Annotated in this window: 10 protein-coding genes; 6 read left to right on the plus strand and 4 right to left on the minus strand. The window is 54.6% G+C overall.

Features of this window, described 5'->3' with window-relative positions; translation table 11 throughout:
• Positions 1-133 precede the first annotated feature (133 nt).
• The 4 genes from ACO0LM_RS20215 to ACO0LM_RS20230 all read left to right on the plus strand — a co-directional run bounded on the left by ACO0LM_RS20215 (position 134) and on the right by ACO0LM_RS20230 (position 5,515).
• Positions 134-1,351 (plus strand): hypothetical protein, encoded by a 1,218-nt coding sequence (locus ACO0LM_RS20215; RefSeq protein WP_423039318.1) that lies wholly within the window; start codon positions 134-136, stop codon positions 1,349-1,351.
• Between the two features lie 463 nt (positions 1,352-1,814).
• On the plus strand, positions 1,815-2,723 hold the full coding sequence (locus tag ACO0LM_RS20220) for a proline dehydrogenase family protein (protein ID WP_423039320.1): 909 nt from the start codon (positions 1,815-1,817) through the stop codon (positions 2,721-2,723).
• A 231-nt stretch (positions 2,724-2,954) separates the two neighbouring features.
• The gene (locus ACO0LM_RS20225) at positions 2,955-4,037 is read left to right on the plus strand and encodes a calcium:proton antiporter (protein ID WP_423039322.1); all 1,083 of its coding nucleotides are present in this window, start codon (positions 2,955-2,957) and stop codon (positions 4,035-4,037) included.
• 188 nt (positions 4,038-4,225) lie between these two features.
• A complete protein-coding gene (locus tag ACO0LM_RS20230) occupies positions 4,226-5,515 on the plus strand; it encodes a PQQ-dependent sugar dehydrogenase (RefSeq protein ID WP_423039382.1) in 1,290 nt (429 codons plus the stop codon).
• Between the two features lie 29 nt (positions 5,516-5,544).
• Here ACO0LM_RS20230 and ACO0LM_RS20235 read toward each other — a convergent pair whose 3' ends face one another.
• A complete protein-coding gene (locus tag ACO0LM_RS20235) occupies positions 5,545-6,126 on the minus strand; it encodes a GNAT family N-acetyltransferase (RefSeq protein ID WP_423039324.1) in 582 nt (193 codons plus the stop codon).
• Between the two features lie 479 nt (positions 6,127-6,605).
• Between ACO0LM_RS20235 and ACO0LM_RS20240 the strand changes: the two genes are divergently transcribed.
• Positions 6,606-7,184: a hypothetical protein gene (locus ACO0LM_RS20240; protein ID WP_423039326.1), complete on the plus strand. Its 579-nt coding sequence runs from the start codon at positions 6,606-6,608 to the stop codon at positions 7,182-7,184.
• A gap of 20 nt (positions 7,185-7,204) precedes the next feature.
• On the opposite strand, the gene ACO0LM_RS20245 is transcribed toward ACO0LM_RS20240, so the two are convergent.
• Entirely contained in the window at positions 7,205-9,001 is a 1,797-nt protein-coding gene (locus ACO0LM_RS20245) for a redoxin domain-containing protein (RefSeq protein WP_423039328.1), read from the minus strand.
• A 154-nt stretch (positions 9,002-9,155) separates the two neighbouring features.
• The gene (locus tag ACO0LM_RS20250) at positions 9,156-12,674 is read right to left on the minus strand and encodes an EAL domain-containing protein (protein ID WP_423039330.1); all 3,519 of its coding nucleotides are present in this window, start codon (positions 12,672-12,674) and stop codon (positions 9,156-9,158) included.
• A 719-nt stretch (positions 12,675-13,393) separates the two neighbouring features.
• Between ACO0LM_RS20250 and ACO0LM_RS20255 the strand changes: the two genes are divergently transcribed.
• On the plus strand, positions 13,394-14,617 hold the full coding sequence (locus tag ACO0LM_RS20255; protein ID WP_423039332.1) for an ectonucleotide pyrophosphatase/phosphodiesterase: 1,224 nt from the start codon (positions 13,394-13,396) through the stop codon (positions 14,615-14,617).
• 190 nt (positions 14,618-14,807) lie between these two features.
• Here the strand turns inward: ACO0LM_RS20255 and ACO0LM_RS20260 are convergent, their stop codons facing one another.
• Positions 14,808-15,665, minus strand: a complete 858-nt coding sequence (locus ACO0LM_RS20260) for a YihY/virulence factor BrkB family protein (RefSeq protein WP_423039384.1) — start codon at positions 15,663-15,665, stop codon at positions 14,808-14,810.
• Positions 15,666-15,698: the final 33 nt, after the last annotated feature.

The raw sequence follows: 15,698 nt of genomic DNA on the forward strand, positions 1-15,698 counted from the left end.
CCGGGAAAATGGCACGGGTAGGTCAACACGCCCTAAATTTGTCATAAAGCTTGGTAAAATAAGCTGGCAGGTCACCTCCACCTACGAATTGCACAGTAACGGTAATTAATCTTACTAATCGCACAGGACAGCCATGGGCATTTTTGATTTTTTCAGCAGCAAGCCATCCGCCAAAAAATTTGGACAGATCGTCATCAATTTTGCGCGGCGGCAGGGGGTGGATCAGCTCATCCGTTTTGATGAAACCGAGTTCCGCCTGCTGGTGGGGGACGCTGGTTCCCATGTACTGAATCTGCACAATGCCTATCGTGATTACTGTGCTTCGCCCAAAAGCCATCGTGATACGGTCTTGCTGAAATATACTGCCGGCCTGCAACTGGAAGGCATACCGGATGATTTTGCCAGTGCCAAAGCCCATCTCATGCCCAGCGTGAAACCGCGCGGACAGGGCGAATATTTACGCCTGACCAGCCTGATCCAGGATAAGCCCATGTCCTATGATGAAGCGTCACTGAGCTTCAGCGACGACGCCGTGCTGATGCTGGCTTATGACACCGAACATTCGATGGCCCTGGTCAATCGCTCCAATTTTGAAACCTGGGGTGTCAGCGTGCAGGATGCGATGGATGTGGCATTGGCCAACCTGCGTGATCGCACGACCGATAAATTTGTAGACATAGGCGTTGGCGTGGTGGCGGGCGTGTGGGAGGATGCCTACGACTCATCGCGCATTCTGATGCCAGACCTGGCTTATCGCGCCAATTGCGGCAGCGACCCGGTCATGATGGTGCCCACACGTGGGCGTTTCTTGCTGACTGCCGCAGCGAATATCGCCGGTCAACTGTGCATGATAGCCCACTCGCAGGAATGCAGCGAAAAAGAAGGTCGGGTTGTGTCTGCCGGCATGTATAAAATCAAGAATGGCCATATCGTCAGCTATATACCAGAAGATCCTGATGTACTGGCCAGTTTGAAATCCTTGCAGACGTCTTTCATGGCAGAAGACTATAGCTCGCAAAAAGAATTGCTGGAAGCCCTGTACGAAAAAAACAAGACAGACGTTTTTGTGGCGACCTTTACCGTCTTCAAGAACAATCAAACCGGCCTGCTGACCTCGCTGTGCACCTGGACCCGTGGCGTCGTATCGCTATTACCCAAAACCGACCTGGTGGCTTTGTTGATGCCCGGCGACACAGAGAGTGAGCATCAAACCAAGATCATTACCTGGGAGGCCGCCATCAGCATTGCCGCCGACCTGATGCAGGAAGTGGAGGGCTATCCCGCACGCTATCTGGTCAAGAATTTTCCAACTGTTGAGCAAGTGAATTCGGTGGCAGAAACGCCCTTGTGATGGTGGTCGATAAAGCTGCGAAACTGTGGGGTGCGCTATGCGCACCGCCTTCGTTATATGGGTGTGACGTGTTTAAAAAAAGTGCGCGCGACGCGCCCTACCAAACATCCCTTGCCCATCTTCCGATACGTGGTCGGAAACAAGAATTTTCTTGACAAAGAATGCCCTGTTTAAGGTATGCTTAGCAAGCCGCTTTTATGGCTTCCCGTTTTGCTTTCACCTGAAAGATGAACGCAAAACGTAAAATTTCAGCTTACCTGAGAAAAATTAATGCAACGCGCTGCCTGGCCTCCAACATCATTTAACTGAACGCACTTCGCTGACACGTGCTGAGAAGCGTGTCGTCTGCATGCTGCCTTGCGCCGACTGGTAATCCACTTGTCGGCATTCTTGCTTTGCCCATGACTTTTCGATCAGCGCATCGGATTGGCTGCGGCATTCAGTTATTCGTTTTGGAGTTTACATGCAATTAATTAACACCCTGGTGGCGCATGCCATTCCCTGGCTTCCTCGCGCCCTGATACAAAGCATCTCTCGTCGCTATATCGCTGGTAACAAGCTGGCAGATGCCCTGGTTCGTATTCATGAACTGAACGCCCTTGGTTTTCAAGTCACTGTCGATGTGCTTGGGGAATCGGCTGGCAATTTGTCACAGGTAACCGATACGACCAATGAATATATCCGTCTGCTGCACGCTATCCATGCGCATGGATTAAACGCAGGTATCTCAGTCAAGCCTACTGCTCTGGGGTTGTTACTGCACCCGGCGCAGTGTGAACAAATGTTGATGCAAATCGTGGACGTCGCTGAAGGCCATGCATTGCCTGTATGTATGGATATGGAAGATGTTAGTTGCACCCAGATGGAAATTGAATTGTTCATTCGCTTGAAGCAATACAGCAACAAACTGAGTCTGGCCTTGCAGGCTTATCTGCAACGCAGCTATGCAGATATTGAACAGCTTATCCATCTACAAAGCAGCTTGCGACTATGCAAGGGCATTTATGCAGAAGATCAATCCCATCTGGTGAAGGATGCCTGGCGGGACAGAAGTGCTATCAACGCCCATTTTTTGCATCATGTATCACGTTGCTTTGACGCCGGGACGTTCATTGCCATTGCTACGCACGACCAGGTGCTGGTCCGGCAAATTGTTGCGATGATTCGACAACGCCACATCGCGCCGACACAGTTTGAATTTCAAATGTTGCTAGGCGTCTGCGAGCCGCTGCGTGACTGGCTACGAGAGATGGGATTTTGCGTGCGCATCTATGTGCCGTATGGTGAAGACTGGTATGGGTACAGCACCCGGCGCATGAAAGAGAACCCGCGTATTGCCGGCTATGTGTTGCGAGCGATGCTGGGTCTTTGACGGATAGCATGTAGAGTGTGCCGCGTGCACCATCCTCTGAAATTTGGGGGATTGTTTGACGACGATGTGTGCGGCGCGCCCTGCGAAACTTTCCTCGTTCACCTTTCGATACGCAGTCGTCAATGGGCTGGCTTGTAATTCATTGAATGTGAGCAGCATTTTTCGGCTATGCTTAGTGCTGACCCACTTAGTGCTGACTCATCTTGCTGGTGTGATCCGCCATGTCTTACTATGAAAATTCCCACACGCTTACCGCCCTGGTCTGTTATTACGCCTTTTGCTGCCTGGATCATCCTGGCGGGGTCATTGTTGATATCTGGTCCCTGGTATGCCATCGTGCTGACTGCTGCGCTGTTTGGCGGTGTGTTGACGGCGGTGTATCACGCTGAAGTGGTGGCGCATCGCATCGGTGAGCCGTTTGGTACGCTGCTGCTGGCCCTGGCGGTGACGCTGATTGAAGTCGCGCTGATCGTGTCCCTGATGCTGGCGGGCGGGGAAGCCACATCCGGCCTGGCGCGGGATACGGTGTTTGCGGCCATCATGATCATCCTTAATGGCATTGTCGGCATCTGTCTGCTGGCCGGTGCCAGCCTGCACAAGGAACAAAGCTTCAGCCTGCATGGTGCCAGCACCTCGCTGGCGACACTGGCAGCACTGGCGGTACTGACCCTGGTCTTGCCCAATTTTACGTCTACCGTGGCAGGCCCGTATTACAGCCCCAGCCAATTGACTTTTATCGCCATCGTTTCACTGGTACTGTATGGAACCTTTGTGCTGGTGCAGACGGTGCGCCATCGCGATTATTTCTTGCCTGAAAATGTATCCACGGATGAAGAAGCACACGCACCTTTACCATCCAATACCATGAGCTGGATGAGTGCCGGCTTGCTGATGTTGTGCCTGGGGGCCGTGGTCTTGCTGGCCAAGTCGCTGGCGCCGACGCTGGAACATGCCGTGCTGGCCGCCGGTGCACCGAATGCCTTGGTCGGTATCATCATTGCGATGGTGGTGTTATTGCCGGAAGGGGTTGCTGCCTTTCGTGCGGCCCGTGCCAATCGCCTGCAGACCAGTATCAACCTGGCTCTGGGGTCGGCGCTTGCCAGCATCGGCCTGACCATACCGGTGGTCGCCGTGATTTCACTGGCAACCGGCTGGTCGCTGACGCTGGGTATTGATGCCAAATCCAGCGTGCTGCTGTTGCTGTCGCTGATCATTACCTCGCTGTCATTGGGTACCGGCCGTACCACCATCATGCAGGGCACCATCCATTGCGTGATCTTTGCGGTGTATTTGTTCACCACCGTGGTGCCGTGACAGCCTGAAAAAATTCCTGACATTGTACGTTAACGAACAGACTGGACGGTTGCAGGGGGATGTAATGGGGGAACACTTTCCTGTTACTGCCTGGAGAAATAATGATACCTGTCGCGTCCGCTACCCTGACGGGAAGCCTGAGAGATACCCTCGGCCATGTGCTTGTCAGAGCACGCTTGCCTGTCTTCATGTTGCTGACAACGATGCAGGCATGCAGCGCACAAAGCAGCCTGCCAGCAGCCCAGGGCTTTGGTGCGCAACCCCATTTGCCTGACCCCGAAAAATCCATCGTGCCGACGATAAACATCGCGCCCGCCATTGGTTGGGCCAAGGGCGAAAAACCGCAGGCAGCCAATGGTTTGGCGGTGGCAGCATTTGCAGTGGGGCTGGATCATCCACGCATGTTGCATGTCTTGCCGAATGGCGATGTTTTGGTCGCAGAAAGCAATGCACCAGCAATACACGATACCACCAGTGGTTTAAAAGCCGTCCGCAAATGGGTGGAAGGTAAGGTTAAAAGTTCAGCCGGTGCCAGCATGCCCAGCCCCGACCGCATCATCTTATTGCGTGGCCTGGATGAACATGGCGTGGCCAGCACCCGCAGCATATTCTTGCAAGGCTTGCATTCACCTTTTGGCATGGCCCAGGTGGGAGACTATTTATATGTGGCCAACACCGATGCCATCATGCGTTACCCCTATAAGCGCGGGCAAACCAGCATTACCGAGCCTGGTGTGAAGGTCGTGGATTTACCGGCAGGAAAAATCGATCATCACTGGACCAAGGACCTGGTGGCCAGCCGCGATGGCTTGCGCCTGTACGTGTCAGTGGGATCGAACAGCAATGTCGCAGAAAACGGCATGGAGAATGAAAAAGACCGCGCCGCCATTCATGAAATTGATATCGCGACAGGCCGCATGCGACTGTTTGCCAGTGGCTTGCGCAATGCCAATGGCCTGGCGTGGCAACCCCAAAGCGGACAGTTGTGGGCTGCCGTGAATGAAAGAGATGAACTGGGTAACGACCTGGTGCCAGACTATATGACATCGGTACGCGACGGCGGGTTTTATGGCTGGCCCTATAGTTATTTTGGTCAGCATGTGGATGTGCGGGTAAAGCCGCAACGGCCTGATCTGGTTGCCACTGCCCTGGTGCCGGATTATGCGCTGGGCGCGCACACGGCGTCATTGGGCTTGACGTTTTATGATGGCAAGATGCTGCCAGCCAGTTATGCCGGCGGTGCCTTTGTTGGCCAGCATGGTTCATGGAATCGCAAGCCCCACAGTGGTTACAAGGTGATTTTTGTGCCCTTTGCAAACGGCAAGCCAGCCGGCGCACCGCAAGACATACTTACCGGATTTTTAACCGCAGACGGCAAGGCCAAAGGGCGCCCCGTCGGGGTTGCCGTCGACAGCAAAGGTGCCTTGCTGGTGGCCGATGATGTCGGCAATATCATCTGGCGGGTAACCGCTCAGTAATACCCGGTGCGCTGCCGGCAGAGGATGCTTCATTCCCTGCCGGTTTTTGCCGCCTGGGTGAGGGCATTGCCAGACAGGCGGTAGCACAATCTATCATCGACAGGTACGCCCCCCAGGTGTTGGTAGAAACGCAGCCCGGCTTGATTATCTGCCCTGACATGCCAGTCAACCCGCACACAATTTTTGCTCAGTGCATACGTTGCCACCCATTGCATCAGTGCCTCACCAACACCAGTGCGACGTTCTGTACGCAAGACATACAGTTCTTTCACAAAAAGCTGTCCCGTTTCACCGACCGTCGCGTTGACCAGCGAATGAAATATCGTGATCGCCACCAGCCCGACAACCACGCCATCATCCCGCGTGGCGACCACAATACGTATTGATGAATCAGGCCCAAGCAGGTGTTGCATAAAATGTTGTTGGATGATCTGTCTGGGCACAGCATTTTCACCGTTATAGTGAACGCTCATATCGTGCAGCAAGTCTACCGCCGATACGTAGTGGTTTTCCTGGATGAAAGCGATCTGCAAATTGACCTCGGTGTGTTTGAGTTGGTAGGGGCTAGCATAGCACTCACCTGCGTCCAGGCTCAAGATAAGGGGCACCATACGCACCAATATCTCTTTGTTAGCAGGAAGTTTTCCACTTCCAGACATTTGGTGCGCGCGGCGCACCCTACAAAATGATCATGAATTGGGGCATGGCCGGTCAATATTTTGACGCCGCGTAGGGTGCGCTGTGCGCACCAATTTTCTTCTTCATCGGGTTCGACATATACACTCCCCAGTTAGCTGGTTTACACTATGCCAGTAATTTTCTACCCCGGGAAACCACATGCCTGTCAATCATCCATCGGTTTATTCACACAGCACAAGCAGCAATCACGGTCTTGGTCACCGGCGGATGTTGCTGTCTTTGATGGTGGGGTTTTTCTTGCTGTGGGTGGTCTTGCCCTTGCTGTTTCCCAATCTGGCCTACCTAGTGTATTTGTTGACGGCACCGCTGCGCTATGTGGGGGTGTTCGTGCATGAGATGGGGCATGGCCTGGCCAGCTTGCTGACCCGGGGGATCGTTTTACTGGTTCCAGATGGATGCGGATGGTGGTGTGGCGATCACCGGTGGTGGCTGGCAAAGCCTGGTCTTGCTGGGTGGTTTGCTGGGGCCGGCGGTGTGTGGCAGCGTGTTGCTGATGGTATCGACCAGGGCGTCGAAATTGTGGATTCCTTACTTGGTCTTGTTGCTGTTTTTTGCCTGTGGCGGCTATTACATGATCAAGCCGGTATGGATGAGCACTGCCGATTACCCCTTGCTGGCACAATGGCATACGACACATTTGCTGGCTTTACTATTGCCAGTGTTGATGATGATGGCCTGTCTGTTTTTATTGCGCGCTGCGGATGCCTGGCAAAGGCTGGCCTTGCAAGTGCTGGGCATCATCATGTGTTATTCAGCCTTTAGTGACACCAGCTATATCTTTCAATATGCAGCCTTGGGCAATGGCATGTATTCTGATGCGCGGGTATTTGCCTCGCTGTTCTTGCCCTTTGATGCGCAAGCCTTGCCCTGGCTGGCCTTTGTGTTTTTTGCGTTGTTGATAGGGGTATTGAATTTTGTCTTGCTGGGCCTGGGTGTCAAAGGGGCTTTGGCTTTGCCGCAGCCGCGATGACAGGTCAGGCCCAATGGCGCTTAATCTGGTATCCAGTCGAAATAAGCGATCATCATTTCTTCAAAGGTCTGTTCACCAAAGTGCACGGCGGCTTTGGGATTGGGGTTGGCCGGGTTGTCGCTGGAATTGTCATACCAGGCCGTGGCCGCAATGCGCATGCCAGGCTGCACAAGAATGGCTTCTTTTAACTGATAGGCGGTTTGCCAGTTGAAGTCGTATTTGGGAATATTCAGCAACAGGCTGCGCTTGCCATCCGGGTCTACCAGTTCTATCTTCCAGGCCTTGCCGCGCAGATGTGCATGCGGCATCAAGGCGGTCAGTTTGCCTGGCTTGCGAAACAGGTAGCTGGCTTCTATTGGGTGGTTGGCGGCACCGGGTGGTATTTCAAACTTGGCGTTGAAGGCAGATTCACTTTTGACTTCTTTTAATCTGGCGTCGGTATTGGTCGCATCGTTAGCAAACTGGAAGGCGATTTTGGCCTGGTCGATTTGCTCGGTTCCATTCGGCTGGTAATGGATCTGGAATTTCAGCCAGGCTCCTTTGGGGATTTTCTTGGCGGCACCTTCGGGAAAGGTCGTCAATGGCGTGCCGGGTACCAGCGCGCCAAAAAAACCATCAATGCCACCAGCCCGCCGCTTGGCACCGGGTTCTTCCAGAAACACCAGTATGTGGTGCACCACCTTGGGGGCAGATGCCCGTATTTCCATCGCGGTGACCCATTTGTCTGTGTCAAAATCGGTTTTCAGGTAGCTGTACTGATATTCGACCACGCCTTGCGCCGGTACCGTATGCGGCTCGGCAATTTGCAGTACGGCGTCTGGCTTGAGCATGTCCCAGCCAGCCACATAGGTGCGTGGGGCAGGGGCTTCTTTGGCGTTGCCAGCCGGGCTGCCGGCTTTAAACCAGTTGGACAGATCGGCCAGTTCCTGTTCTGACAGGCTCCTGTCATTGGCCCAGTGACCCACGCTGGGGTCGGCATTCCAGGGTGGCATGAGGCGCTTGCTGGTCATGTAGTCGATAATGGTTTTACGGGCGGTGACTTGCGCATAGGTCTGCAGGGGCATGGGCGCAACACCGCCAGCACGGTGGCACATCTCGCATTTTTGTGCGAGCAGGCGGCTGATGCGGTTGTGGTAGGTGACGGGCCGGTTCTGCATTATGTCGCCTGCATGGTCGGGCAACAGGCAACCGCTGGCTTCACTTTGTGTGGTGACGATATCTTTACCTGACTGGTGTTCGGCGATGGCTTTGCGCAGCCAGGTTTGCCCGGGAGCGTCTTTGTGTACGCTGATGCCGTACTGGTCATCGATGGCACCACGAAACAGCAGGGTGCCGTGCTGGTCGGCTAAAAATACTTCCGAAGTGGATGCTGCCCGCAAGGCATTGCTGATGGTGTGATTGGTGTCGAGCACCACACGGCCCTGCAAGTTGCTGCTGGCAGCACTTTGTTTTGCTTCGGCGGCTGAATAGGGGCTGACATCGACATACACGAAATTAAAACCTTGCGAGGTGTATTCTTTTTCAAATTCTGCAAGGCGTGGTGCATAGCGTTGCGATACCGGGCATTCCGCATCGCGCATGACGATGACGGCACCACGCGTGCCAGCCAGTTGCGACAGCACACCCTCGCGCCCATTGACGTCCTTGAACTTGACATCGGCCAGGCGTTCGCCGACACGGTAGCCAAAGCTGGACAAGGAGGCCGAAGTGGGGGCGGTGGGTTTGGCTTCTTTGGCTACCGCTGCCATGCCAACCTCGGCATGCGCCAGCAACTGGCAAAACAGGACAGATAACAATAACGTTAATCCAGATTTCATCTTGTGGCGCTTTCAAATCAGAGGGGCGTCGGGAGATGATAATTTACTTTAGATTATAGTTTTTGTCATGCGAATGATTGTTCGATAGGACTTACGCAAAACCGCCTCTGCTGCGTTGCAGCGCCTTGCCGGGACAATTTTGCGTAAGTCCTATTCAGTGATGCCGGATCGGGTGTGCTGCTTCAAAATCGGCGATAGGCATGGGGCGGCCAAAATAATAACCCTGGTAGGCAAGGCAGCCCTGGCTGGCGAGGTAGTCGCGTTGCTCGGCGCTTTCCACGCCTTCGGCAATGACGGACAAGCCCATGCTCTGGCTGAGGGCGACAATGGTGCGGGCGATGGCGGCGTCGTTGGGGTCGCTGAGTACGTCACGCACAAAGGATTGGTCGATCTTCAACTGATCCAGCGGCAGGCGTTTCAGATACGTCAGCGATGAATAGCCGGTACCAAAATCATCGAGCGAAAAGCACAGGCCTGCTGCTTTCAGTAATTCCATTTTGCGGATAATGTCTTCAACGTCATCCACCAGCAGGCTTTCGGTCAGTTCCAGTTTCAGCAGGTGCGGATTGGCACCGGTCTGGTGGATGATGGCCAATACCTGCTCGACCACATCTGCCTGCCGGAACTGGCGGGCGCTGACATTGACGGCTATCGTCAGGTGGGCGCGCTGGTCTTGCTGCGACCAGCTGACCAGTTGCCTGCAGGCGGTCTGCAAGACCCAATAACCGAGGGGCAGTATCAGGCCGGTGGATTCTGCCAGGGGGATGAATTCAGCCGGGGAAATCATGCCGCGTTGCGGATGCTGCCAGCGTGCCAGGGCTTCGACACCGATCAGCTCACCTGTATGGTTGACTTGTGCCTGGTAGTACAACTGCAGTTGTTCATTGCGCAGGCCTTCGCGCAATTCTTTTTCCATGGCGGCGCGGGAGGTGACGACGGCCTGCATGCCCGGATCAAAAAAGCGCAGGGTGTTGCGACCGGCGGTCTTGGCGGCATACATGGCCAGGTCAGCCTGTTTCATCAATTCATCAGAACTGGTGTCATGGTCGCTAATCAGGGTGATGCCTACACTGGGCGTGCTGTGACATTCATAACCAGCAAGGTCATACGCCTGGTTCAGGGCAACGAGGATTTTCTTGCCGACCATTTCGATCTGGGTGGCGGCTTCGTTGGGGGCCTCGCTCAAATTTTCCAGCAAGAGCACAAATTCATCGCCGCCTATGCGCGCCACGGTATCATCTTCGCGCACGCAATGAATCAGGCGTGCCGATACCTGTTGCAATAACAGGTCACCTTTGTGGTGGCCCTGGGTATCATTGAGGGTCTTGAAATTGTCCAGGTCGATATACATCAGCGCGCCTTTGCGGCCACTGCGGGCGCAAGATGCCAGTGCCTGTTGCAGGCGGTCTGTCAGCAGACGGCGGTTGGGCAACCTGGTCAGCGGGTCGTAAAAGGCCAGGTTCTTGATTTCATCTTCTGCAGCTTTGCGGGTGGTGATATCGGTCAGGGTGCCGACATAGTGCAGCAATTCATGGTTACTGCCATACACGGCAGTGATGGTCAGCCATTGCGGGCTGATCTGGCCATTTTTGTGGCGGTTCCAGATTTCGCCTTGCCAACTACCTTCGGCTTCCAGACGGCGGCTCATGCCAGCAAAAAAAACGTCATCATGCTGGCCGGATTTCAATAAATCCTGGGTCTGGCCAATGGCATCTTCGCGCGAGTAGCCGGTGATTTCGGTAAAGGCGCGGTTGACCTGCTGTATCACCCTCTGGGCATTGGTGACGAACATGCCTTCATGGGATTCAAACACGGTGGCGGCCAGATGCAGGCTCTGTTCTGCCTGCTTGCGCGCGGTGATGTCGCGCACAAAGGCAGGAAACAGTTCCTGGCCGGGCAGATAACGTATCGACACTTCGACATCGATGATGCGGCCATCCTTGCACCTTTGCCGGGCTTCAAACTGCTGGCTGCCTTCTTTGCGCAGGATGTCGACGCGTTCATGCAAGGTCATGCCGCTGGTGCCTTCCAGTACATCGATATCGCTGATATTGAGGGCGAGCATTTCTTCACGGGTATAACCCATCATGGTACAGGCGGTTTGGTTGACGGCTTTCAGGTCGCCGTCTTTGTTGATGAGCCAGAAGGCATCCATTGCGGTTTGCAGGATCAGTTCATCCAGATCCGTGACGCGCTTGCGTTCGGTAATATCCACCGCCAGCCCGCCCAGTTGTGGCGTGCCATCAAAACCGGTGAACACGAATTTATTCACCAGCCACCAGCTGAGGCTGCCATCGATATTGGTGGATGGCCAGACAGCTTCGTTGTGTTGACGGCTTTCCAGCAAGAGCAGGTCATTATCGTGATACCCATCGGCGACGCTGGCAGGCCAGAGTTCATGATCGGTCTTGCCGAGGACATCTTGCATGGATGTATTGAAACGACGCAAGAAATTGTCACTGACAAACTGGTAGCGCCCGTCGAAATCCTTGACCCAGGCAACGATGGCGCTATTGCCCAGGAAGGCGCGAAACTGTTCGTCGCTATGCTGTTGCGCGATCAGCATGCGATTGAATTCATGCGCCACTGCCAGCAGTTCACTGGGGCCGTCAGCGCGTGCCCTGACACCCAGGTCCCCCTTGTTGGCGGCACGCGCTACGTCGGCCAGCGCGATCATCGGGTCGGTAATCCGTTGGCTAAAACTAAACGCAACCAGCAACAGCAGGGCGATCATCAATAACACCAGCAGGATGGACTCGACGGCCCTGGCCCTGGATTCAGCAAAGACGGTGTGCGCCGGTACGCCGACAAAGGCCACCATTCCATATTCCGGCAGCGCGACCACCGAAATGAAGCGCACCACACCGTCCACGGCCTGGCTTTCAAACTCACCACTTTTCAATGCGACGATATGTTTTGCTGCTTCTGAAGTGGGGCGGGTACCGATGATCTTGTCCGGGTCCAGGTTACGCCAGATCAGGATGCCGTCATCACGGAAAAAACCGTAACGGCTGGATTCCGGCAAAAACTCCCCCGGGATGTTGGGGTTATAAAACCCGACATCCACCGACAGCATGACCACGCCGACTATTTGCTGTTCCATGCTCCAGATCGGCAGGCTCAGTGTGGTAGACCAGGGGCTGCTACTGCCGTCGTCACTGTGGTTGCTATGGTTGCTATGGTTACGGTGCGGCGCGGAAATGTTCAGGCCACGGTTGCGGATGGCACCCTGTATGTATTCTGACTTGATCAGTTCAGGGGTGGCGGCATCCTGCGCCTGGTCTTTGCCCGATATGGCGCAAAGAATATTGCCCTGCAAATCGGCCAGGGTGATGCGGGCAAAGGCAGGGTCAAGGTTGGCCAGGTTGCCCAGTTTCACCGGGCAGTCTGCCAGGGCCAGTTGGCGTACCGCTGGCAAACTGGCGATGCCCGCCATGACCTGGTGTGCCTGTGCCAGCTTGCCCTTGGTATTTTTGATCATGACACTGGCCATGGTCTTGAGGGCTGTCTTGGTATTGGCCGTGGATTGCTGGAAATCATGATAGATGCCAAAGCCGACCGCCGCCATCAGCGGCATCGATACCAGCAACACCAGCATCAGCAAATAGCTGCGGATAGACCTTGCCGGCACGGGTGGTAAATTGCTTACAGTCTCTTCACGGTGCGCTGTCATGGTGCTTTTTCCGTAGTCCCGATGGGAACACAAGCCTTGTTTTCAGATAGCCGGGGGAGTACCCGTGCATTGCATTTCCTTGGCAAGCTTTTAAATGAGGACTTACGCAAAACCGCCCCAGCTGCGTTGCAGCTCCTCTCCTAGGAGCCGCGTACTATTCGTACTGTCTTCGTCGCTACGGTGTAGTCGGGGTTTCAGACAGCATGCTGTCTGCCGACGAAACGAACCTCCCCTGCAAGGGCGGTTTCCTAAAAGCGATAGCCTTGCTGGGACAATTTTGCGTAAGTCCTATAAATAAATCATGCTTCAAGGCAATTTTTATCATAAACGGTATGCAAGCCTTTGTCTGCGTCCATTTTGCATGTTTTGCAATCCTTTACAACTGGAACCGGGCTATCCAGACCTGCGGATGGCACTGCCGGTCTTGCGCAAAGATCGGGGCGTGCCAGGCAGCAGCAGGTGGGGTTGGATTTATTGTCCATATTATCACCAGCCATCGGCACCAATGTCACAATTGACTATCCGGTCACGTGGAAGTCACTTGGCTTAACATTTCAGATACAAATATCTTTCTCATAAGCATTATTATTCGCCGCATAATAGGCACCAGGCGCGCTTGCCAATTATTCCATTCACTTGAATGTCATTCGTCTTCTTGTCAATACATTATGAAATCATTGCCCGTAAAGACTTTCGCTTGTGCCTTAATGGCTTGCTCAATGGCCTGGACAGTGGTTTTGCTAACCGCCTGTGCGCCAGTGGCGCAAAAAACTGCTGCTGGTACCAGCAGCGACAACCGCGCCTACCATCCCGTCATCCTGATATCGATAGACGGCTTCAAGCCCGATTACCTGAACCGGGGCGTGACACCGCGGCTGAATGCACTGGCCGCCAGTGGTGTGCGGGCAGAGGCCATGCGCCCGTCCTTTCCATCGATTACCTTTCCCAATCATTACACTCTGGTGACAGGCCTGCGTCCGGACCATCACGGCATCGTCGCCAATACCATGGATGACGCCAGGATTGCTGGCGTGCGCTTTAAATTAAGCAACAGCAGCGCGGTGCGTGACCGCCGCTGGTGGGATCAGGCAGAGCCAATCTGGGTTACCGCAGAAAAGAATCATGTCCGCTCTGCCATCATGTTCTGGCCAGGTTCCGAAGCTGCCATACACGGCGTGCGTCCGTCGGAATACCGCCCCTTCGATGACAAGCTGAGCCCGTCTGACCGTGTCGATACCGTGCTGGGCTGGATAGACAAACCAGGTGCCAGCCGCCCACAGTTTTTGACGCTGTATTTTGACCATGTTGATCACGCCGGTCATGAATTTGGACCTGATACTGCAGAAGTGACAGCTGCGGTAGCCAGTGCCGACACCGCTATCGCCCGCCTGGCAGAGGGATTGCGTGCGCGACATATTGACGCCGACCTGATTATCGTGTCCGATCACGGCATGGCTGCGACCAGTCCTGAACGTACTGTGCAACTGGACCAGATCGTCAATCCCTCGCTCACCAATGTGGTGACCTATGGCAGCTATGCCGGTATCAATCCTGAAGAGGGACAAGAAGAAGCAGTGGCCAAAGCGCTGCTGCAAGCCCACGAACATATGCAGTGCTGGAAAAAAGAAAACCTGCCAGCGCGTTTTGAATATGGACAAAACCAGCGTGTGCCGCATTTTATCTGCCTGGCGGAAGTGAGTTGGCTGGTGGAACCCGATGCCAAGGCTGCAGCAAAGGCCGGCAAGGGAGGGCACGGCTACGATAATCTGAGTAAAGAAATGCAGGCACTGTTTATTGCCAACGGCCCGTCCTTCAGGCAGGCGACAGTGCTGCCGCCGTTCGACAATGTGCATGTCTATCCATTGATCATGAAGCTGATCCATGTTCCGGCCTTGCCATCCGACGGCAAGCTTGAAGCCGTTGAAGGCGCACTGCTGCCGTAAATATACTACCCGTGTCGTTCCGTCTAAGAACCTGTTTACGATCTTACTGCGCGAGCGCAATCGGAGTCCACGCGGGGCTCATGCGCTGCTCAAAATGCTCATGGTCTTAAGACCATTCCGCTTTTTGCGCTGCATTTTTTGTTACCCTTACTCCCACTGACGCTCGCTCGCTACAGATCGTAAACAGGTTCTAAGGGAGGGCCTGGGCATGGGAAGCAAGTCCGGTGGTGCGCAAGCTGCCCAGGCTGTAGGCATACTGGCGGGTGAATTCTGCACCCAGCAAAAAGATCTGGGCAGAGTAGTACACCCATAACAGCAAGGCGATAATGGAGCCCGCCGCACCAAAACTGCTGGCGACACCGCTATTGCCGATATACACGCCGATCAGCAATTTGCCCACATAGAACAAACTTGCCGTGCCCGCCGCGCCAACCCAGACATCGCCCCACGAAAGCCGCACCTGCGGCAGCATCTTGAAGATGACGGCAAACAGGGACGCAATCACCGCGAAGCCTATGCCTGACGACAGCGGCAGCAGTATCAGTGCCACGGCAGTGCGGCTGCCTTGCCAGTAATGTTCCAGTGCCGCCAGCACGGCACTGACGACCAGTGACACCAGCATCAAAAATGCCAGCACCAGTATCAAGCCAAACGACAGCAGGCGCGTGCGTAAAAACTGCCACAGACTGTTGCTGCGGCTGGGCGGCACTTGCCAGATTTCATCCAGGCTTTCTTTTAACTCGGCAAACACGCTGGTTGCACCAATCAACAGCAACACGCTGGCAATCAGGGTAGCGATACGCCCTGCATCGTCATTGTGGGCACCGGCTAGCAACAGTTGTATCGCTGCCGCCCCGCTTTGACCTACCAGGCCATGCAACTGATTGAATAATTGCCCACGGGCGGCTTGTTCGCCATAAAAGAAACCGGCAATCGCCAACACCAATATCAGGACCGGCACCATGGAAAACAGCGTATAAAATGCCAGCGCAGCGCCTTTGCTGGCAGCACGATGGCGTATCCATTCCAGCACGGCACGACCGATCATGCCGGCCAGTGCTACCAGCAGGCCAGGGATGGC

The sequence above is a fragment of the Undibacterium sp. Di26W genome, from assembly GCF_049340265.1.
Classification (GTDB): Bacteria; Pseudomonadota; Gammaproteobacteria; order Burkholderiales; family Burkholderiaceae_D; genus Undibacterium.

Coding starts and splice junctions, on each gene's coding strand:
- ACO0LM_RS20215 (WP_423039318.1), top strand. CDS start 134: ATGGGCATTTTTGATTTTTTCAGCAGCAAGCCATCCGCCAAAAAATTT.
- ACO0LM_RS20220 (WP_423039320.1), top strand. CDS start 1,815: ATGCAATTAATTAACACCCTGGTGGCGCATGCCATTCCCTGGCTTCCT.
- ACO0LM_RS20225 (WP_423039322.1), top strand. CDS start 2,955: ATGAAAATTCCCACACGCTTACCGCCCTGGTCTGTTATTACGCCTTTT.
- ACO0LM_RS20230 (WP_423039382.1), top strand. CDS start 4,226: ATGTTGCTGACAACGATGCAGGCATGCAGCGCACAAAGCAGCCTGCCA.
- ACO0LM_RS20235 (WP_423039324.1), bottom strand. CDS start 6,126: ATGGTGCCCCTTATCTTGAGCCTGGACGCAGGTGAGTGCTATGCTAGC.
- ACO0LM_RS20240 (WP_423039326.1), top strand. CDS start 6,606: ATGGATGCGGATGGTGGTGTGGCGATCACCGGTGGTGGCTGGCAAAGC.
- ACO0LM_RS20245 (WP_423039328.1), bottom strand. CDS start 9,001: ATGAAATCTGGATTAACGTTATTGTTATCTGTCCTGTTTTGCCAGTTG.
- ACO0LM_RS20250 (WP_423039330.1), bottom strand. CDS start 12,674: ATGACAGCGCACCGTGAAGAGACTGTAAGCAATTTACCACCCGTGCCG.
- ACO0LM_RS20255 (WP_423039332.1), top strand. CDS start 13,394: ATGGCCTGGACAGTGGTTTTGCTAACCGCCTGTGCGCCAGTGGCGCAA.
- ACO0LM_RS20260 (WP_423039384.1), bottom strand. CDS start 15,665: ATGATCGGTCGTGCCGTGCTGGAATGGATACGCCATCGTGCTGCCAGC.